At 64.3% G+C, this 20,213-nt stretch carries 19 protein-coding genes and 1 pseudogene; 11 read left to right on the top strand and 9 right to left on the bottom strand.

The genetic code is table 11. From position 1 onward, the window contains the following. Positions 1-42: 42 nt before the first annotated feature. Both G6N38_RS27170 and G6N38_RS27165 read right to left on the bottom strand, forming a co-directional pair. Positions 43-1,098 carry an NADH-quinone oxidoreductase subunit B family protein gene (locus G6N38_RS27170; protein ID WP_163751211.1) on the bottom strand — a complete coding sequence of 352 codons (1,056 nt, stop codon included), beginning with the start codon at positions 1,096-1,098 and terminating at the stop codon, positions 43-45. Between the two features lie 311 nt (positions 1,099-1,409). Beyond that, the gene (locus G6N38_RS27165) at positions 1,410-1,745 is read right to left on the bottom strand and encodes a hydrogenase maturation nickel metallochaperone HypA (RefSeq protein ID WP_163751210.1); all 336 of its coding nucleotides are present in this window, start codon (positions 1,743-1,745) and stop codon (positions 1,410-1,412) included. A gap of 206 nt (positions 1,746-1,951) precedes the next feature. Here G6N38_RS27165 and G6N38_RS27160 point away from each other — a divergent pair. From G6N38_RS27160 to G6N38_RS27135, 6 genes and pseudogenes are all read left to right on the top strand, one after another. Continuing rightward, positions 1,952-2,722, top strand: a pseudogene (locus G6N38_RS27160) (SigB/SigF/SigG family RNA polymerase sigma factor); the annotation flags it as partial. Between the two features lie 253 nt (positions 2,723-2,975). After that, positions 2,976-3,980: a glycosyltransferase family 4 protein gene (locus G6N38_RS27155; RefSeq protein ID WP_197748109.1), complete on the top strand. Its 1,005-nt coding sequence runs from the start codon at positions 2,976-2,978 to the stop codon at positions 3,978-3,980. Then, entirely contained in the window at positions 3,977-5,671 is a 1,695-nt protein-coding gene (locus G6N38_RS27150) for an alpha-glucosidase (protein ID WP_163751208.1), read from the top strand. Before G6N38_RS27155 ends, G6N38_RS27150 begins: the two co-directional genes overlap by 4 nt. Before the next feature lie 186 nt (positions 5,672-5,857). Beyond that, on the top strand, positions 5,858-7,027 hold the full coding sequence (locus G6N38_RS27145; RefSeq protein WP_163751207.1) for a glycosyltransferase: 1,170 nt from the start codon (positions 5,858-5,860) through the stop codon (positions 7,025-7,027). Further along, on the top strand, positions 7,024-8,046 hold the full coding sequence (locus tag G6N38_RS27140) for a glycosyltransferase (protein ID WP_163751206.1): 1,023 nt from the start codon (positions 7,024-7,026) through the stop codon (positions 8,044-8,046). Before G6N38_RS27145 ends, G6N38_RS27140 begins: the two co-directional genes overlap by 4 nt. Then, positions 8,043-9,521 (top strand): glycoside hydrolase family 130 protein, encoded by a 1,479-nt coding sequence (locus G6N38_RS27135; protein ID WP_163751205.1) that lies wholly within the window; start codon positions 8,043-8,045, stop codon positions 9,519-9,521. Before G6N38_RS27140 ends, G6N38_RS27135 begins: the two co-directional genes overlap by 4 nt. On the opposite strand, the gene G6N38_RS27130 is transcribed toward G6N38_RS27135, so the two are convergent. Both G6N38_RS27130 and G6N38_RS27125 read right to left on the bottom strand, forming a co-directional pair. Next, positions 9,518-10,276 carry an ABC transporter permease gene (locus tag G6N38_RS27130; protein ID WP_163751204.1) on the bottom strand — a complete coding sequence of 253 codons (759 nt, stop codon included), beginning with the start codon at positions 10,274-10,276 and terminating at the stop codon, positions 9,518-9,520. The genes G6N38_RS27135 and G6N38_RS27130 overlap by 4 nt on opposite strands. A gap of 138 nt (positions 10,277-10,414) precedes the next feature. After that, a complete protein-coding gene (locus tag G6N38_RS27125) occupies positions 10,415-10,648 on the bottom strand; it encodes a hypothetical protein (protein WP_163751203.1) in 234 nt (77 codons plus the stop codon). A gap of 345 nt (positions 10,649-10,993) precedes the next feature. On the opposite strand from G6N38_RS27125, the gene G6N38_RS27120 reads away from it, so the two are divergent. Further along, positions 10,994-11,509 (top strand): DUF4232 domain-containing protein, encoded by a 516-nt coding sequence (locus G6N38_RS27120; protein WP_163751202.1) that lies wholly within the window; start codon positions 10,994-10,996, stop codon positions 11,507-11,509. A gap of 57 nt (positions 11,510-11,566) precedes the next feature. Here the strand turns inward: G6N38_RS27120 and G6N38_RS27115 are convergent, their stop codons facing one another. The 4 genes from G6N38_RS27115 to G6N38_RS31065 all read right to left on the bottom strand — a co-directional run bounded on the left by G6N38_RS27115 (position 11,567) and on the right by G6N38_RS31065 (position 16,166). After that, positions 11,567-12,919, bottom strand: a complete 1,353-nt coding sequence (locus G6N38_RS27115) for an FAD-binding oxidoreductase (RefSeq protein WP_163751201.1) — start codon at positions 12,917-12,919, stop codon at positions 11,567-11,569. Then, positions 12,916-14,394, bottom strand: coding sequence for an APC family permease (locus G6N38_RS27110; RefSeq protein ID WP_163751200.1), 1,479 nt, complete (start codon positions 14,392-14,394; stop codon positions 12,916-12,918). Before G6N38_RS27110 ends, G6N38_RS27115 begins: the two co-directional genes overlap by 4 nt. 31 nt (positions 14,395-14,425) lie before the next feature. Further along, a complete protein-coding gene (locus G6N38_RS27105) occupies positions 14,426-14,686 on the bottom strand; it encodes a hypothetical protein (protein WP_163751199.1) in 261 nt (86 codons plus the stop codon). A gap of 139 nt (positions 14,687-14,825) precedes the next feature. Beyond that, positions 14,826-16,166, bottom strand: a complete 1,341-nt coding sequence (locus G6N38_RS31065) for a hypothetical protein (protein ID WP_163751198.1) — start codon at positions 16,164-16,166, stop codon at positions 14,826-14,828. A 179-nt stretch (positions 16,167-16,345) separates the two neighbouring features. On the opposite strand from G6N38_RS31065, the gene G6N38_RS27095 reads away from it, so the two are divergent. Beyond that, positions 16,346-16,645 carry a hypothetical protein gene (locus G6N38_RS27095; protein ID WP_163751197.1) on the top strand — a complete coding sequence of 100 codons (300 nt, stop codon included), beginning with the start codon at positions 16,346-16,348 and terminating at the stop codon, positions 16,643-16,645. Between the two features lie 6 nt (positions 16,646-16,651). On the opposite strand, the gene G6N38_RS27090 is transcribed toward G6N38_RS27095, so the two are convergent. Then, positions 16,652-17,488: a COG4705 family protein gene (locus tag G6N38_RS27090; protein WP_407663023.1), complete on the bottom strand. Its 837-nt coding sequence runs from the start codon at positions 17,486-17,488 to the stop codon at positions 16,652-16,654. Between the two features lie 288 nt (positions 17,489-17,776). On the opposite strand from G6N38_RS27090, the gene G6N38_RS27085 reads away from it, so the two are divergent. The 3 genes from G6N38_RS27085 to G6N38_RS27075 all read left to right on the top strand — a co-directional run bounded on the left by G6N38_RS27085 (position 17,777) and on the right by G6N38_RS27075 (position 20,193). Then, positions 17,777-18,685, top strand: a complete 909-nt coding sequence (locus G6N38_RS27085; protein ID WP_163751195.1) for a cytochrome c biogenesis CcdA family protein — start codon at positions 17,777-17,779, stop codon at positions 18,683-18,685. A 136-nt stretch (positions 18,686-18,821) separates the two neighbouring features. Then, the gene (locus tag G6N38_RS27080) at positions 18,822-19,463 is read left to right on the top strand and encodes a TetR/AcrR family transcriptional regulator (RefSeq protein ID WP_163751194.1); all 642 of its coding nucleotides are present in this window, start codon (positions 18,822-18,824) and stop codon (positions 19,461-19,463) included. 4 nt (positions 19,464-19,467) lie between these two features. Continuing rightward, a complete protein-coding gene (locus G6N38_RS27075) occupies positions 19,468-20,193 on the top strand; it encodes an anti-sigma factor family protein (RefSeq protein ID WP_163751193.1) in 726 nt (241 codons plus the stop codon). Positions 20,194-20,213 lie beyond the last annotated feature (20 nt).

Raw genomic sequence — 20,213 nt, 5'->3', positions numbered from 1 at the left:
CTACTGAATACTGCTAGCGCAGCGCGTTTCGTACGACACCGACTACCAGGTGCGGTGCGCGCCGGTGGTGAGTTCACGGCCTTTGTGACGCCACTTGGGCTCTTTGTCCACCGTTCGCCCCGTCACGTGGCGCAGGTTGCGGATCACCGACCCGTACAGTCCCGACGCGGTGGTGGAGATCTTGCCGCCCGGCGGCTCATCCATGAAGGGCATGAACTTGTCGGGGAAACCGGGCATGGTGCAGCCGATGCAAATGCCGCCGACGTTGGGGCAGCCGCCGATACCGTTGATCCAACCACGTTTGGGCACATTGCATTTGACGACCGGACCCCAGCAGCCCAGCTTGACGATGCACTTCGGCGATCCGTACTCGGTCGCGAAATCACCTTGCTCGTAGTAGCCAGCTCGGTCGCAGCCTTCGTGAACCGTCCTCCCGAACAGCCACGTCGGGCGCAGAGCATCATCGAGCGGGATCATCGGTGCCTGGCCGGTGGCCATGTACAGCAGGTAGGTCAGGGTCTCCGCCATATTGTCGGGATGGGCCGGGCAGCCTGGCACGCAGACAATCGGTATGCCCGCCTTGCTCTTCCAGTCCCAACCGAGATAGTCCGGAACACCCATGGCACCGGTCGGGTTACCCGCCATGGCGTGGATTCCGCCGTAGGTGGCGCAGGTGCCGACAGCGACAATCGCGGTGGCTTTCGGCGCCAGCCGGTCGAGCCACTCACTGGTGGTCATCGGCTGCCCGGTCGCAGGATCGTTGCCGAATCCGCACCAATAGCCTTCGCTGTGCAGCTGTTCGTTGGGTATCGACCCCTCGACGACAAGGACGAACGGCTCCAGCTCCCCGCGGTCGGCCTTGAAGAACCATTCGAGGAAATCGTCGGCTCCGCCAGCGGGTCCGCATTCGAAGTCGATCAGTGGCCAGTGCACGGCGATCTGGGGGAGACCGGGGAGGGCGCCGAGCGCGATCTCCTCGATGCTGGGCTGGGTGGCGGCGGTCAGTGCGACCGAGTCGCCGTCGCAACTGAGCCCGGCGTTGATCCAGAGAACGTGGATCAATGTTTGTTCTGCCTTGACTGCTGCTTCCGTGAGCATGCTGAAGCTTCCCGGGACCGGGCTGGGGTCCCTACGGCGCAGGAGTCGCCCTTCGGCCCACTTGCGCGTCGCTAAGACCCAGAGTGGCCCAGCTCACACGTCGTTGTCAATGACTTCCAGGTGAGATGTCAGAAGGTCGTCGAGATGCGGTGACCGCATCCAGTGCGGGCGGGTCGCAGCCCAGCAACGCGCGCTTCGCACCCAGCACGGTGGTCCTGCCGGAACCGGACGGGCTCATATGATTGAACACCCGAATGTCGTTGGCCTCAAACGCTTCCCGGCTGAGATCGGCCCTGCCGTGTTTCGCACGGTCAGGTGACGTCGAGCGACGTCACCAGAAACTCGTCGCCGCGTACGACCTCGACGTCGGCGCTGTCGCACAACGGACACAGGACCGACCATCTCGACGCGATCTCGCAGCGCTGTCCGCACGACCGGCAGACCACCTCGGCTGCGATGAACTCGAGTTCGAGTTCGGCATCGGGCATGCCTTCGTGTTCCCGCAGCAACGACCAGCAGAATTCCAGCGACTCCGGTACCACCTGGCGCAGGGCGCCCACCTGGACCCGGACGATATCGACGTGTCTGCCGACCGCGTGCGGCCTGACCACACCGGCGATGGCCTGACACAGGGAGAGTTCGTGCACACAGCCATGTTGCCCCTATTCAGTCCCGACGTGAACGCCACGATCATCGGCCGTGTCGTTGTGACGGAGTCCGCGTTACTGAAGCCAGGCCCTGGAGTCAGCCGCGTCGATACGTTTAAGGCGCCGTCAAATAGGGAAAAGACGGCCAGGTTCAGACCCGAGCCGGACGTCTTGACGAAGCCACGACGCATGGAACGAGGACTTTCATGAGTGAGCCCGCCGCCGAACGCGAGTCTGAATACGCCGACGTTCTGGCGATGTTCCGCCTCCTGGCGACATTGGACCCGGACTCAGCGGCATTCCAACGGCAACGCGACGCCATCATTGCACGATGTCTGCCGTTGGCCGACCACATCGCTCGTCGCTTCGCCAACCGCGGTGAGCCACTCGAGGACCTCGTCCAAGTGGCACGCGTCGGACTTGTGCAGGCAGTGAAGCGGTTCGATGTCGAGGCAGGCTCGGATTTCCTGTCGTTCGCGATCCCCACCATGATGGGGGAGGTACGCAGATACTTCCGCGATCACAGTTGGTCGTTGAAGGTGCCGCGGCGACTCAAAGACCTGACCGTGCAACTTAATCGGGGCAGATCAGAACTCTCCCAGACGCTCGGACGGGCGCCGACAGCCACCGAACTCGCCGCGCACCTCGGGATGGACCGCCAAGAGATCGTTGACGGTCTGGTCGCTGCAAGCGCCTATGCCACCCAATCCACCGATGTTCCCGTGCGGGCCGAGGATGGCCAGCAGGCATTGAGCGAACGATTGGGGACTGTCGATGTGAATATCGAGAGGGTCCTGGACGTGGAGACGGTCCGTCCGCTGCTGGCGGCATTGCCGGAACGCGAACGAACTGTGTTGGTGCTGCGGTTCTTTGAGAGCATGACGCAGTCGCAGATCGCCGATCAGATTGGTGTTTCGCAGATGCATGTCTCCCGGATCTTGACCCGGGCGATCGCGGGCATCCGGCAGCGGGTGCAGGATGCGGAGGCAGTGTCGCCCACGCTGCCGATCTCACACCGCCGGGCGGTGATGGCGTCAAGGGATCTTCCTCGCCCGAACGCGACAGCAGAAAAGGCTCGCAGGCCAGGGGAGCCCACGGCAAGCGAGCCCGGCGCCGTCGCATAGCCGACGATCCTGTGCGATCCCGGTCCACCTGACTGCGACGGCAGCGTAGCCTCAAGGCATCCCCATTCCTGATCGAGGCCCAGCGACCGATCCGATACGAATCGCGGTGCTCGCGCCGATTGCGTGGCGGACACCGCCGCGTCACTACGGACCGTGGGAACAGTTCGCCTCGTTGCTTACCGAGGGATTGATAGCCGATGGGCATCAGGTAACCCTGTTCGCCACTGCGGACTCGATCACGACGGCCAGGCTGCACGCCGTCGTGCCACGCGGCTGGTCAGAGGATCCGACGATCGACACAAAAGTCGCCGAGTGCTTGCATATCGCGTCGGTCTTTGAACGAGCCGATGAGTTCGACATCATCCACAACGGGTTCGACTTCTTGCCGCTCACCTACAGCGATCTCGTGTCCACTCCGGTGGTCACCACGATCCACGGCTTTTCATCGGACCGCATCGTTCCGGTTTACGAGCGTTACGACCGGACAACCACCTATGTGTCGATCAGCGACAGCGATAGGCACCCGAATCTGCATTACGCCGCCACTGTTCACCACGGTATCGATATCGAGGAGTTCGCGGTCCATCCGAGGCCAGGCGGCCATCTGTTGTTCTTCGGGCGAATCCACCCTGACAAGGGCACCGCGCACGCTATTGAGGTCGCGCGGATATGTGGTCGCCGGCTCGTCATCGCCGGGATCATCCAGGACGAGAATTATTTTCGTACCGCGGTGGCACCACACGTCGACGGAGATCGGGTGTGTTACGTCGGCGCCGTGGACGCCTCGATGCGCGCGGAGGTCCTCGGCAGTGCGCACGCGTTACTACACCTGATCGACTTCGACGAGCCCTTCGGCTACAGCGTCGTCGAGGCGATGGCCTGTGGTACGCCGGTCATCGCGTACTCGCGCGGGTCGATGCACGAGCTGATCGAGCCTGGCGTCACCGGCTACTTGGTCGGGAACGTCGCATCGGCGGTCGCCGCGGTCGGTTCTGCGGGCGACCTCGATCGGCGCGAGATCGCCTCCCGCACCGCCGAGAGATTCTCGGTCGAGTCCATGATCGACAAGTACGTTGCCGTCTACCGCCGCGTCCTCGGCAGTCGGAGATGACGGCGCAGCACGCTGCCTGGTGGAAGTCCGCCGTCGTCTATCAGATCTATCCCCGCAGCTTCGCCGATTCGAACGGCGATGGGTTCGGCGATCTGGGCGGCATCATCGAGCGCCTCGGCTATCTCGAGGCGCTCGGGGTGGACGTCATCTGGCTGTCACCGATCTACCCGTCACCACAGGCCGACAACGGCTATGACGTCAGCGACTACCGGGATATCGATCCACTGTTCGGCACGCTCGCTGAGTTCGACGTGCTGCTCGCACAGATCCATGCGTGCGGAATGAAGCTCGTGATGGACCTGGTGGTCAATCACACCTCCGACGAGCACCCGTGGTTCGTTGAGTCACGCTCCTCCCGGCACAATCCGAAGCGGGATTGGTACATCTGGCGCGACGCGCGTGAGGCTGCCGAGCCGAACAACTGGGGCTCGTTCTTCTCTGGATCGGCGTGGACGAGGGATGCGACGACCGGCCAGTACTACCTGCACCTGTTCGACCGCAAGCAACCGGACTTGAACTGGGAGAATCCTGACGTACGAAAAGCCATGCAGGACATCATGGTTTGGTGGCTCGATCGCGGTGTCGACGGCTTCCGAATGGATGTGGTCAACTTCATCTCCAAAACCTCGGGACTCCCAGACGCGCCGACGCTCCCCGGCCATCGCTACGTCATCGCCGTTGACGAGTTCGTCGACGGACCGCACGTGCACGAGTACCTCGCCGAGATGTCTCGCGAGGTTTTCGGGAACCGCGATGGCGAGTTCATCACGGTGGGTGAGATGCCCGGGGTGACCACCGACCAAGCGCGCTTGTATACCGATCCGGCTCGGGGCGAGCTCGACATGGTATTTCAGTTTGAGCACATGTCCGTCGATCAGGGCCCGGCCAACAAATTCGAATGCCTGGGACTCGACCTGGTCGTCCTCAAGAAGGCCCTCGGCCGATGGCAAGCGGCATTGGCTGAAACCGGCTGGAACAGCTTGTACTGGGAGAATCACGACCAGCCTCGCGTGGTGTCGCGGTTCGGCGATGACAGCCCGGCCTACTGGGCTGCGTCGGCGACGGCACTCGCCACGATTCTGCACGGCATGCGCGGTACACCGTTCGTCTATCAAGGCGAGGAACTCGGAATGACGAACTACCCATTCCAGGGTGTGCAAGACCATCAGGACCTCGAGGCCGTGAACTACTACGCGAGCGTGCTCGACCTGCGCGGCGACGCGAGTGTTGCCCTGGCCGGCCTGGCCGCGATGGGCCGCGACAATGCCCGCACACCGATGCAATGGAGCCCAGGGCGCAACGCAGGGTTCACGACCGGCGATCCGTGGATGCCGGTCAACCCGAACCACACCTGGCTCAATGCGCAATCACAGCTTGCTGCACCGGATTCTGTGTTCACCCACTATCAGGCGCTCATTCGGCTCCGCCACGAACTGCCGATCCTCGTGCACGGCGACGTGACGCCGCTGATGGAGGAGGACCCGCAGATCTGGGCCTACACCAGAGCGACGCCGGACGGGGCAATCCTGGTGATCGCCAATTGCGGTCGCGAGCCGAGGACTGTCGAGGTAGGTGCAGGGTGGACCGGCGCCAGCCTGTTGCTCGGCAACCTTGCTGGTACCCCCAGCGCGCTGACATCGACGTTGCTGCGGTTGGCAGGGTGGGATGCACGCATCTACGCCGCCAACTGATCAGCGGTTCAAGCGCCAGCGGCTCGCTCGTGACGACGCCTTTCAACCGTTATGGGTGTAACCTGGTGGACGTTGGTACCCCCAGCCAGTCTGGAATGGCTCAGCTTCTGACGCTGACCTGCCCGAGCATCCGCTCACGCCGGACACACTGTATTACCGCTCAGTCGGGATATTTTTTTGAACGCTATGCCGCTATTTCAACCGTTGTTTTCTCCCCTTGGAGTGCAACATTTTTCGAGGATCCCGAGTTTCGGGATTCTCAGCACGCACCCACCGACACCGTGCGGGATCGCGACGTTCAGCGCTGCGCTCTCCGACGGGCTGGAGGCCAACGGCGCCGATGTCACGGTGGTTCGCGTGGCCGACGAGTTCGCTTCTGCGCGCGCCAACGTCATCGGTGAACTCGTCAACGGTTCGCCGAAGTCCGTCGCGGAATGCTCGGAGCTGCTGAACCAGAGCGATATCGCAGTCATCCAGCACGAATACGGCATCTATGGCGGTCCCGATGGCGACGAAGTCGTGCAGATAATGGCCGGCTTGCGCGTCCCGTCGGTCGTTGTCGCTCACACGGTGCTCAAAGATCCGACGCCGCATCAGCGTTCGGTACTCGAGGCGGTCGTGGGCAGCGCAGACCAAGTGGTCGTCATGTCCGAGGCAGCCAGGCACCGACTGGGTGCGAGTTACGCCATCGACCGCACCAAGGTGGTCACCATCCCGCACGGCGCGACGGTGCCCGACATCACCACCCTGAGGCGCCCGCGGCGACCCATCATTTTGACGTGGGGCCTCTTGGGACCCGGCAAGGGCATCGAGCGGGTCATCGACGCAATGGTGTCCCTCAAGGATCTCCCCGGCCAGCCGCGGTATCTGATCGCCGGTCGAACCCACCCCAAGGTGCTCGCCGCCGAGGGGGAGGCGTATCGCGAAGCCCTCATCGAGCAAGCACGGCGGCTCGGAGTCGCCGCGTCGGTGTCGTTCGATCCCGTCTACCGCAGCCCTGCTGATGTGATCGCGCTCGTCCAGTCCGCGGCCGTCGTCGTGCTGCCGTACGACTCCAAGGACCAAGTCACCTCCGGCGTGCTGGTCGACTCCGTGGCCAGCGGACGTCCAATCGTCGCAACCGCCTTTCCCCATGCTCTCGAGATGCTCGGCAGCGGTGCGGGCACCGTCGTCGCTCACGACGATCCCGATGCAATGGTCGGTGCCCTGCACCGATTGCTAACGGATCCGCGTGTCGCGGGCTCCATGGCCGCGGAGTCTCGGGAACTGGCTCCCATGATGGCCTGGCCGATCGTCGCCAATACCTATGTGGCTCTGGCCCAGCGGCTTCTGGGTGCACGGTTGGCACTGACGTGACCGGCACTTCGCCCAACCCGTCGTTCGCCCATCTGTTGCACATGACCGACCACCAGGCCACCTTCGAGCATGCCCTCCTGACCGAACCCCGTCGTGATCACGGCTACTGCACCGACGACATGGCCAGGGTGCTTGTGGTCACCACTCGCGAACCTGAGTCGCCGGGCCCAGTGAACGGTCTTGCAGGCAAGGCCCTGCAGTTCCTCAACGATGCGCAGTCCTACAGTGGCGCCTGCCGTAACAGGATGGACAAAGCCGGACGTTGGCTCGATGAACCCACGACGGAGGATCACTGGGGCCGGTGCATCTGGGGGCTCGGCACCGCCGCCGCCAACAGCGATGTGAGCCTGGTGCGCAAGCTGGCTGTCGTTCAATTCGAGCGTGCTGCCAAGGCTAGATCGCCGTGGCCGCGGGCTATGGCGTTCGCCGCTGTCGGAGCCGCCGAGGTCATCAGCGTCGAGCCGCGAAATGCGGCAGCGCGAACGCTGCTGGCGGACTATGCCGCTTCGGTCGACACCGGAAGCGACGATGCCGACTGGCCGTGGCCCGAACCACGACTTACCTATGCGAATGCAGTTCTGCCCGAGGCGATGATCGCGGCGGGCGTCGCGCTCAATGACGCGGATCTGCGGCAGCGTGGTTTGAATGTGTTGGAGTGGCTGCTCGCCCACGAGACCGCCGACGGCCACCTTTCGCCAACTCCCGTAGCAGGGCGTGGACCAGGAGACAGTCGGCCCGCATTCGACCAGCAGCCGATCGAGGTCTCGACCCTGGCCGACGCCTGTGCGCGTGCAGCAACCATCGATGCGCGTTCGCTCTGGACCGAGGGAATCCGCTCCGCCGCAGCCTGGTTCGACGGCGCCAATGATGGGGGACAGCCAATGTGGGATCCGGCGACCGGTGGTGGCTTCGACGGCCTGCACGCAGACGGCGTCAACCTCAACCAGGGCACGGAGTCGACCCTGGCGGTCATCTCGACCTTGCAACGCGCACGGCGCTTCTCGCCCGCGCTGCAATGACGTCCACCCGAACAGAGCTCGTCACGCGCAGTGCGCAGCGGGTCGCGGCCGACCCGGCGCGGGTGATCACGCGGCTCTTCGTCCCGGGCCAGGAGGGTTTTGAGCTGCAGGAGTCGCGGTCGGGAGTTGTGCTCGCGCGCATCCTTGCCCTCACCGACGACGAGGTCCAATCATCCCTGGATGATGTCAAGGCGCGTTTCGACAGCCGTCACCGTGACCTCGCGGGCATCTTCCGCCGGAACGCCCGCGAACTGGCCGACCGGTTGGATCCGGACCGCGGCGTTTCTGATGAGCGCATGCTGTTGCTTGGCGCGGCATTCACGAACGAGTACGCCATCGAAGGCGCTGCGCTATGCAACCCCAGCATCGTGGCCCACCCCGATCAAGGGGGTGTCGCGGCGGGAGGCCTGCGATTCATACTCAGCGTCAGGGGAATTGGGGAAGGGCACCGATCCTCCATAGGTTTCCGCACCGGCATCATTGACGCAGTAGGCCGCGCCACGATCGAGGATCCGTCCCCATTCGTCACCACCGGACGCCTTGAACCCACACTCCTCGACAAGGCGGTATTCCGTGCTGAGCTCGACCGGCACGCGAATGTCGGTGAGGCCGCGGACTATGTGCTCAACGCAGTCGGTGACCTCTTCACCAGATCCGACCTCGACGAGCGGCTTGACGATCTGGGTGCCCACCTCAGTACGCGCGGCCACGCGCAGGACGCCATCGCCTTGATACGTGGCATCGCCGACCGCTGCTACGCCGTCGAATTCCCCGATCAAGTACCTCTTTCCGAGCGTGTCCTATGGCCTTCGATGGAGGCCGAGCACGCCGGCATCGAAGATGCCCGCTTCGTTCGTTTCGTCGACGTCGACAGCACGGTGACCTACTACGCCACCTACACGGCCTACGACGGATCCCACATCAGTCAACAGCTGCTCAAGACGAACGACTTCCAGACCTTCACCTCGTCGCCACTGGTCGGGCGCGCCGCGGCGAACAAGGGACTGGCGTTGTTTCCGCGCCGGATCCGCGGCAAGTACGCCGCCATGTCACGATCCGACCGCGAGACCAACACCGTGGCCTTCGCCGATCACCTGTCAGTGTGGCCGAATGCATCGCCGTGCCAGCAGCCGTCCGAGGTTTGGGAGACCTTGCAACTCGGAAATTGCGGCCCGCCAATCGAAACCGATGCGGGTTGGCTGGTGCTGACCCACGGGGTTGGGCCGATGCGGACCTACAGTATCGGCGCGATACTGCTCGACCTGGACGATCCGACCCAGGTGATCGGCCGGCTGCGACGGCCGCTGCTCACCCCCGCAGCTGACGAACAAAACGGCTACGTCCCCAACGTCGTCTACTCGTGCGGCGCGCTCATCCACGCCGGCACACTGGTACTCCCGTACGGGATTGGAGACGGTGCCATCGGGATCGCTACGGTCCCCGCGTCTGAGTTGCTAGCTGCGCTCGGCGACTAGCGACCGGCCCCCACGCCGGTGCGGGTGATCTTGCCCTGGGCGATGAGTTCGAGTGTCACGGCGACCGCGCAGGTTTGTGATAGCAGTATGGACAGCAAGATCAGTATCTGTACTGCGCCGGCTTGCATTGCCGATCCCGTGCTGAGCAACACACCCACGAAGGCGCCGGGAAGCGTGACGACACCCACCGTCCTGGTTTGGTCGAGGTTGGGTAGGAGTGCGTCCGCAGCAGTAGGGCCGATGACCTCCATCCGCGCGTGCCGGTCGCGGAATCCCAGGCTGAGCAACGCCTCAACCTCGCCAGCACGGGTACCGAGGGTGTCCAGTGCCCGCCGCGCAGCGACCGCGGTCGACGTCATGGTGCTTCCCAGGAGGATTCCGGCGATGGGCACAATGGCGATACCGGTCATGGGAACAAGCCTGAAGGCCAGCAACAGAGGCACCACCGAAATCATGCCCGTCGTGAGCGACAGCGCGAGCAACCACGATCGGTTGGCTTCGCTGCGGTGCGCTGCGGTGACCGTTGCGGCCACGAACATGACGCCCAACACGACGAGTGAGGTCGAGAGGTTGCGCAGTGCGGCAGTCAGAATGGCGGCGACGGCGGCGAGCTGTAGTACAGCGCGCACGGCGGCGCGTGGCACCGTCCATGCTGAGCCGAATGCTGTCAACCAGTAGACGGCCGCGGCGGCAAGCACCATCAGCAGACAAACGATGATGAGCGTCGGGCCTACGATGTGTTGGGACAGCTGCACTCTGTTGATTCTCCTGCACCACCGTGCCACGCGAGAGTTCAACGTCGAAAATGACGGGGGCGGCCTGGCGAGGATCGCCCCAGATCGCCGCGTGCTCAGATTCGTTGTACCGGAATCATGTCGGCGATCTGCTGATGTTCAGGCGGTGCTCTGGTCCTGTGCGTTCTGCGTGAAGATATCGCCGGACGTTTGACCCTGGTCGTTGACGCTGTCGCCGTTGTCATCATCGACGGCCACGACGTGACCGCTAACCGTGTCCGGCCCGGCCAGTGGGAATTGGGTGCTCGACGAGGCCGCGCCGCATAGCGCGAGGGTGGCAATGGTCACGGCTCCGGCGAAGGTCACCGCCTTCGAGTGCCCAGCAATAGTCATGCCTAACATCAAGCGCGTCGTTCTTATCAGCAAGATGGGACGATGCTGTTTTTCCGCTGTGAATGGGGGATGCAGTAGTGGACTACGCGTGTCTGGTGAAGTGGTCGGGCCGCGTTCGGCACGCGGATGGTTCACCGCGCCTTCGGCAACGAGTTCCAGAAGATTCCGGTGCTGATCGCTGAGGTGAGTGATGCAGATGTGCCACGCACGGCCCGAAACCCGTTGTCCACCAGGACCGCCTCGATGGAGCGATCGGCTCTTCAATTTCGCTCAAACTGTCCAGCCGAGGGGCTAAGGTATTTGCCCTGGCATCGAAACAATTCGAATGCGGAAGGGCCCGTGCTGATGAGCTCGCGATTTTGTGTGCTGAGTGCCACTGTGACCACCGCGGTAGTTCTGCTGATTCCGATCGTGGCGACTCCGACAGCAGCCGCCTTGCCTTGGTGTGCAACCGATTCGATAAGCCTGAGCACGAGTGCGCCGGGATCTCCCGGCGATGCCACGCAGATTCACTTCGACGTGATCCTGACGAACACCTCGCCGCAACCCTGTGCGCTGCAGGGCTACCCTGGCGTGGACCTCATCGGCCCCGACGATCCGACGTGGGGTCCGGACTATCAGCTCCCGCAGCAGGCGGGCGATCCACAACAGGTCACACTCGCGCCCGGCGCCGCTGCCATCAGCCGTCTGACCTTTCTGCCAGACCCCAACGGCTGGGTCCCCAACACCATCGCGGTGACGCTGCCGAACGCGCCAGGGCGGCTTGAGACCTCGTGGGTCGCGGGTGGCATTCCCGTCGCACGGCAGGATGCCGCGAGCCACCCCGGCACCTACATCGGACCGCTGCAGCCCGCCGGCTGAATCCCGCCCAATTGGAGTAGCAGTTTCGGTCTCTATGGCTCGGCTCGCAGGCAACGGTCAAGCCGGCGGAATGCTCTGCTCGTAGGAGAATATGTTGTCAGCGTCGTAGGTCGTCTTGATCTTTCGTAGCCGATCGACGTTGGCTCCCCAATACGCCTGCTCCCAGTCCGTCATACCCGCATTGGGAACATTGGCGTACGCCCCGTTGACGTAGGGTGCCATCGCTTCGGTGAACTCGGCGACCCACCCAAGTGCCGCCGCCGTCTCCTCCGCGGAGGCGGGCTCCCCGCCCCGGACACCCCAACCGGCACCGGGTTCGGCGTAGTACAGCGCGTCGCGGTGGGCGAACGCCGAGCCGCCCGACGGCTCGCTGGTGTGCACGGCGCCGCCGAAGGCGTTGGTGAAGTAGTTGCAGCCCGCGGGCGCCGCCGCCATGAACGCGCTGATGATGCGTATCGCCTCGGGCGGCAGCGGCTCAGTGATGAACTGCGAGGTGAACTTCCAGTTCGCCGGTTCCTCCTCGATGGGGATCTGAAAGCCTGTGTAGATGTCAGGCCAGCGCCCGCCCTGCACCACGGTGTCGGGGCTTCCGATGGACAGCACCGCCGAAAGCAACCGCAGGGCTTCGGCTTCCGAGCCCGACGCGAGAGCAGCGTGTAGTGCGAACCTGTCTCCTTCGATCTCGAGCTGGCTGGTGAGCCGGTTGTCGACATAGGGAGCAGAACGCTGCCAGGCCTCGATCACCGCTTCCAGGTCATCAAGACCGGTCCAAGCCGCGACGACGAAGATCGCCTGTGTCAGTGGATGAATGCCGTAGGTGAGCGACGTGACGATGCCGAAGTTTCCGTTACCCGCGCCGCGCAGTGCCCACAGCAGATCCGGGTTGGTCTGTTCGTCGGCAAGCACCACCTGGGCCCCGCCGTCGGCCGAGGCGACAACGACCTCTGCCGAAAGCAGATTGTCCGACGCCATCCCGTAGCAGCGGGTGAGCAGGCCGAACCCTCCGCCGAGGGTGGCGCCGGCAAGTCCGACGGTGCCTTCGGTCCCGGTGGGCGCTACGAATCCCGCTGTACCGAGCTCGATGACCGCCTCTAGTTGGTTGAGTCCCGCACCGACGGTGGCCGTCCGAGCTGTCCCGTCGACCGTCACCGACTTCAGCGCACTGACATCGATCACGAGCCCGTCGTCGATTCCGGACCAGCCCTCCAGGGCGTGTCCGCCGCTGCGGACCCGGAATGGGACACCGTGTTGGCGCGCCCACGTCAGCGCGTTCACCACGTCCGCGGTGTCATGGGCGAACACCACCGCCGCGGGTTTGTGGGTGAAGAAGTGGTTCCAGCCCTGGCTGGCGTGGAAGTAGTAGCTGTCGCCGGGACGAACCACCCGGCCGGTAAGGGCTTGAGTGTTCATGATTGCTCCACTTCTTCAAACATGGTGGGATCGCCGGGTTCGTGCTCGAGGACCTCGCGGTCGAACTTCCACATGTAGACGAAGTACAGCCCGCCTGCCGCGGAGAGACCGAAGGCGATCACGACCGGGGCCATTGTCGGAGAGGTGGTGATCACGATGAACAGCGAAATGATCACCCAGACAAGCGCTCCGATCGCGACGGGCCACTCCCAGCGGCCGAGGTCGAAGCCGCCAGGCTTGCGGTCGAGTTTGTGACGCGTTGCCAGGTACAGAATGATCGTCATGAGATAGGGCAGGATCGTAACGATCGCGCCGGCCATAATCAGTTGCAGCAGCGCATCACCCGGCATCACCGCCATCAGGATGACGCCGACCACGAGCACCAGCAGTGTCGCCGGGATCGGTGTCCGGGTCTTGGGATTGACCCGGCGCATCACTGGGTAGCCGGGGAAGCGGCCGTCGCGCGACATCGCGTAGATGTAGCGAGCCCCTGAGACCATACTGACCAGAGCGGCACCGAAGAACGCGAGCGTGATCGCGGCCAGCAGCGGTCGCTCGAACCCAGGCCCGAAGCGCTGGTTCATAATCTCGGCGACCGGCGACTCGGTGTTGGAAACTTTGGCCATATCGGTGATCGACACGGTCAGCACAATTACGAACAACATCCCCAACACCGAGGCCGCCACCACCGACCCAATGATGGCGCGCGGCACGCTCCGGGTCGGATTCTTGGCTTCCTCAGCCATATTCGACGCGGTCTCGAAACCGACCAAGGTGGACAAACCCATGATCGAGGCGGCCATCAGTCCGCCACCGACGACGAAGAAGTCGGGATCACCCTCGGTGATCCCGCGCGAGAACAGATTGGCCGCTGACCCGTTGCCTGTCACCAAGATTGCGACCGTCAAGGCGACCCCGATCACCAACAATATGCCCAGTTCGACGCCCACCGACAGCGAGTTGACCCAGCCGACGATGCGTGTTGCGGCGATAGCGAGGACGGCCTGAATCACCAAGACAATCACCGTGATCACCCGTGCGGTGTTCTCGTCGGGCACCATGCCGAGCAACGGCATCAGACACTGACTGGCCAACGCATTGTCAATCGTCACCGGGCCGGCGACGGCACTGATCACCGCGAGCCAGCCGAAGGCCCATCCGACCTTCGGGCTGACCAGTCGCGACGCCCACGCGTACGAGGAGCCGCTCAGCGGTATCCGAGCCGCAAATTGCGCGTACACCAACGCCACCAGAATCTGTCCGATCGCCACGATGGGGAACAGCCAAATTCCGATCGGTCCGGAGTCGCGCAGTACGTCGTCATAGGTGGCGAAGATGCCGACCGCCACCGACAGCGACGCGAACGAAATGGCAAACACCTGAAAGCCATTCAGCGTTCGCTTCAGTTCCGGTTCGTAGCCGCAGTCCTCGCAGAACTCGTCAGCGGCCTCATTGGTGGCAAGTGCTTCGGTCATTGGTCTCACCTTGCGATTCGTATGGTGACGTTCACTTGCCGTGCTGCGCAGTGTGAGTGGAGTCGTCGCCGTGCACCGGGATGACGGTGCCCCGGTGAATGACTTCTTGGTCTCCGTCCTGTCGCGAGGGTCCAGCCTGCGCAGCGATCTGAACGGTGCTGGCTGAGCCTAGCGCGGCGTTGGCCTGCGCCAGCCCGGAACCGACGCCAAGAGCGGCAGCGCCCAGGCCGCCGAGGAGTACGCCGTAGACGGCGAGCTTCTTGATGCCCGTGAGGGTTGTGGTGGTGTTCATGTCGGGTCCGCTCCGTTGATCGTGCTGTGTCGAGGTGCGATCAACGTATGGCGCACCCCGGTGGCAGCACGTCGGGCGAACTATGTGTTCTGGGTCGGCACGTATGGGGCAAATGATGTAGGCGAGAGATGGAGCAGCGTCACAGCCAGGCGCTACGGTGTACCGCCGCGACCGCCGGCACCACCGTTGGCGCCTGCTGGCCCGTTCGGTGGGTTGCCCGTGTGGCCGGGCTGACCGACATGACGCCCGAAGCCGCCCGTCCCACCGCTGGCCCCGGCGCCGCCGGCACCTCCCGACCCGGAGTTGCTGTTTCCGCCGCTGGCGCCGTCACCTCCCTGGCCGCCGAAGATCGTGCCGTTGCCGCCGCGACCCCCGTCGCCGCCCTGGCCGGCCGCGCCGGCGGTGACGCTGCCGCCCCGGCCACCGAATCCGCCGCCGCCACCGGAGATCCCGCCGCGCCTCCGGTGCCGCCTTCGCCACCCCTGCCGCCGGTGCCGGTCGTGCTGCTACCCCCGATACCGCCGGCGCCTCCCGCACCACCGAACCCGAACATCCCGCCGTTGCCGCCATCGGCGCCGTGACCCCCTTTGAGACCTCCGCCGCTGCCGGCGTTTCCACCGGAGCCGCCGTTACCGCCGTCACCGGAAATGGCTCCGCCATTGCCACCGTGACCGCCCGCTCCACCCGGCGCGTTGGCGCTTCCGTTGCCGCCATCACCGCCATCACCACCGTCGTTGGACAGGCCACCATTCCCGCCGACACCGCCGGCGCCGCCGCTGCTGAGGCTGGTGGCGCCGTTACCGCCGTTACCGCCGTCGCCTCCGTGGCCCCCGAACAGGCCCGCGGTGCCGCCGTTGCCGCCGTTGCCGCCGTTACTGCCCGCGGAGCCCGTCCCGCCCGACCCCCCATGTCCGCCGTTGCCGCCGAACAAGCCGCCGGAACCACCCCGGCCACCATCGCCACCGCCGGCAGCACCACTTCCGCCGTTGCCGCCGCTGCCGAGGAGGACGCCACCGCGTCCACCCGCTCCGGCGTTGATGTGGCGATCGGTCCCGTCGCCGCCATGGCCGCCGCTGCCGAACAACCCCGCGCTGCCACCATTGCCGCCGTTCGCGCCATTGCCGCCATTGCCCGCGAGCCAGCCGCCGTTTCCGCCGTGGCACTGGGTGCCACAGGTGAGCGGGTCGGGGCTGTATCCGTTGCCGATGAGCAACCCGCCGTTGGGGTGGTTGGCGGTGCCATCGCCGACGAGCGTGAGCAGGGGCAACCGTGCGGGAACAGCCGCGGGTACGGGGCCTCGCTTCTGCTCGGTGCACAGTTGCTGTGCCGAATCACATCGTCCCGTAATCGGTTCTGGGGCCGCGGACGCCGATGCAGCGTTGGCCGCCGCGAGTAGGTAGCCGGTGGCGATGATGGCCGCGCCCGCTATCCCGGTGGGCAGATCGGGGAGACGCGATGGCGAGGTGCGATGTCGAGACATCAGCGGAATGTATGAGCGGACGTACGCTGCCCGCATCGCTCGGCTCGGCCATCCTCGGCCGGTGGCCGATTCCGGCTAGCTCACTCAAGATGAACTGACGATGGCTCCAGCATGACGGTTCGGCGATGTGCCCGGCGATTCGCCGCCTATGCGCGGGCGGCTCAGGCTATGAATCAACGGTGAGCAACCACCACGTGAACCTGACCCCGCAGGAAAACTCGTTGATCGCCGAGAGCCATCCCGACGCTCTGGCCCGCATGGACGAGAAGCAGTTGAAGGAACTGCAGAGCCGCCTGCGGCAAGCACGAGAGAAGAACTTCAGTCTGCTCCGGCGTGAGGGCGCGGCCCGAGTCGAGGCTGAAGCTGCGCGCGGTGCCGCCCAACCGGCCAACGAGAAGCGCAGCGAAAAGGTGGAGATCTTTGACGAGGCCCTTGCTCGGGTGAACCAGCACCTCGACGCCGCTCACGATGGTGAATAGCAGCGGCTAGTTCGCCGCAACCACGATAACTTCACCGTTGGGCCGCTGCGGGCGCCCGGTGCGGCGGCTGATCGGCATCGGCAACGGTTCCAGCGGGTGACGGCGGATGTCGACAGTCTGGTAGCCGACAAGCACCACCATTGCGATGATGAGCACGGCGGAAGCACCGGCGTTACCCCAACCGAGGCCGCCGTGATCGCGGCTCTTGCTCAGGATGTTGCCCACCTCAGCGCCCCAGGGCCGGGTCAGGATGAAAGCGATCCAGAACAACAGCATGCCGTTGATGGTGGTGAAGTAATGCGCCGCCAACAGCGCCAGCATTACTGCCGTCAGTATCAGCGCTGCGGGTCGCAGGCCGACCCCCAGACCGCTCGCCAGGTAATCGCCCGTGGACGTGCCCAGACTGTTGGAGAACACGACGGCGATCCAGAACAGCACTTCGCCAGTGAGGGTCGCGACGTTCTCGACGTTGAGGGTCTGACCGCTGCGCCACCAGACCAGTAGCACGACGGCCAGCCCGCTGCCGAGAATCAACGCGCCGGTGGCTTGCCCCAATCCAGACGTGTAGTTGATGAAGTCCGAGATCGTGGTGCCGGCGGTACTGGTAAGGACGACCACAGTCCAGAACAGGGCGGGGTGAAAGTGGCTGGCGCGCAATTGGATTGTGACGGCAACGAGGAAAACGGCGAGAAGTAGCGCCGCGGCGCGGAGGGTGCCCAGCCCCAGCGTCTGCGAAAAGTAGTCGCCGGCCGTCTCACCTAATGTGGTGGCCAGGATCTTGATCGCCCAGAACAGCGCGGTGATGTGAGGCAATTTGCGCCTGACATACCGGCCAGGGGTCAGGGGCACAGCCGAAACCTTTGCACAGGACGGAGCGCTATGCGCCCCGCCACAACGAGATGGCAGCCAACGCACAGATACCGACCACAATTCGCCCGACACAGGCTGCCCATCGGATGAAGGATTTCCCGAGGTCGGAGGCGTTATGCATGGCGAAGGAAATTTCTTTGAACCCGGCAACGCTGTCCCTCGTGTCCTACCCGGACGACGTTCCGGGCCGCCGAGAGATAGGGGCATGCGATGCGGAGACCGGCAGAGTGACACCTCCGATGAGCTAGAGCACCGCACATCGTGGAACAAAGCCTGATGGGACTTGCCTTCGGCGCCGGATTGGTAGCAGTACTCAATCCGTGCGGCTTCGCCATGCTCCCCGTCTACATGACCCTGGTCGTACGAGGCGACGCGGCCGGCCAGCTCAGCGCATTGCGCCGCGCGGTTGTGGCCACCATCGAAATGGTGCTGGGCTTCATGACGGTGTTCGGTGCCTTCGGATTGCTCACCGTCTCCGCTGCCTCCGCAGTGCAGCGCTACCTCCCGTACGTCACGGTGTTGATCGGCTTCGTGCTGGTCGGGCTGGGTATCTGGTCCCTAACTGGCCGGCACCTGCCGGGACTCAACCCGGTCATCCGCAGTGGCCGGTGGGCGCCGACGGTGCGCGGTGGCTCGATGTTCGGCTATGGGATCGGCTACGCCATCGCGTCGCTGTCCTGCACGATCGGACCGTTCCTGGCCGTCACGGCGGCGAGCTTCCGCACCGGCCTCATCATCGATGGTTTGCTCACCTACCTGGTCTATGCCGCGGGTATGTCGCTGATCGTGGGCGTGTTGGCCATCGCAGCGGCATTCGCCAACCCCATCGGGATGTATCGGATGCGTCGAATCCTGCCGTACACCAATCGGATTGGTGGAGCTCTAGTCCTGATCGTCGGGCTGTACGTCGCTTACTACGGTGTCTATGAAATACGCATCTTCAGCGGATCCGCGGCCCCGGATGATCCGGTGATCGCAACGGCCGGACGGATCCAGAGCGGCTTGGCGATGTGGGTGCACGGACACGGCGGCTATCCGTGGCTCGTGGCCTTGTCAGCGCTGGTGCTGAGTGCATTCACGGTGGCCTGGGGCAGGACGCTGCGCCGGACGGCCAAGGTTCGCCGGGTACTGAAGCTGCGTTCCGGTGAGCTGACCGTGTCGTCCTCGTAGCCCGAATTCGCCAATCTGCGGCAAACCCGTGGATTTCCTGATCTTCTGCTGAACCAACCAATCCCGTCAACCGTCTCTCAGATTAGGGGAGACTGACTGATTGGTCAGGGACGTGATCGAGGAGCGAGGAGCGTCGATGTTGACACCAGCGGTTTCGGAGGACGACCGGGTGGGGTTTCCTGAGGTCACGCCGGGCGACGCTCGGCAGCGCATCCTGCACGCGACCGTGGAATGCTTCCGCGCCCACGGGTACGAGAAATCGTCGATGCGCTTGATCGCGACGACGGCCAAGGTGTCCCAGACCCTGCTGCACTATCACTTCGAGACCAAAGAGAAGCTCTTTGATGCCGCCATCAACGACGTGGCAAAGGAACTGTTCGCCACAGCGGAAGCTCAACTGACGCAGGCTGCGTCCGTGCCCGATGGACTGGCCGACGCCGCCGGCCTGCTGTACACGCTGTTCATCGACAACCTCGATACGGTCACCTTCGTCGTCGAATTCGGTGCGGCGGCCAACCACAACGATTTCCTGCGGTCCGCGTACCTCGAGTTTCGCGATGCGCAGCGTGAACAATTCGCCCGATTGCTCCGCACGATCACCGGAGCCGATGCACCCGACGACCAAATCGACGAGTCGGTGCGGCTGATGGAAGTCGTGCTACTGGGCATGTCGATGCAGCGCCCATTCATGACTGACGCTTTGCGATTTCGGGGTGACTTCGACAGCTTTGTCCTCATGCTGATCACCCGGCTGATCGAAGGAATGGCGTCGAGGTGACGTGATGACGACGCTTGACGGCTCGCCGTCACCCGGCGGTACGCACGAGCACGCACTGTGGGATGCGGCATATGTGCTGGGCTCCCTTTCCAGTTCGCAGCGTCAGGAATTTGAGGCGCACCTGCGGGTCTGCCGGTCGTGCACCGAGGCCGTCGGCGAGCTCAGCGGTGTGCCGGCGCTGCTGTCGCAGATTGACCGCACCTACGTCGATACGATCGATGAGCACGATCCTCGCCTTGCGCTGCCGCCCCTGCGGGGCGAGCTACTGGCCAAGGTGAGCTCGCGCCGGCGTCGCTCCCGCGCCCTGGCGTGGATGTTGGCAGCGACTGCCGCAGCGGCGATCGGTATCTTCGTCGCGATCGAGTCCAACCCGATAGCGACGAATCCGATGGATCGGCAGGCCGCCGCCTCGGCGCTCGCGATGACGCCGACCAAACCCGTACCGTTGCGCGCCACAGTGACTCTCAGCTCCCGCGCGTGGGGCACCCACATCGAGATGAACTGCACCTACATCGGGCCAACAGGTATCTATTTCGATAGTCACTACGACAAGCTGGTGATGGTCGCGGTGGGGCGCGACGGAAGTCACGTCCAACTGGCAACCTGGACAGCGCATGCCGGAATTCCCGCATCATTGGGCGGCAGCACCGCAATGCCGATCGACCAGATCGCTTCTGTTCAAATCGTTTCCGCTAACGCAGGAGCCGTGCTCCTACGTCGCGACCTATAAGTTTTACGGTCGCGGGTCTG

The sequence above is a fragment of the Mycolicibacterium helvum genome, from assembly GCF_010731895.1.
Lineage (GTDB): Bacteria > Actinomycetota > Actinomycetes > Mycobacteriales > Mycobacteriaceae > Mycobacterium > Mycobacterium helvum.
The sequence above is the reverse complement of the archived record's forward strand: the minus strand, read 5'-3'. Positions and strand labels throughout refer to the sequence as shown.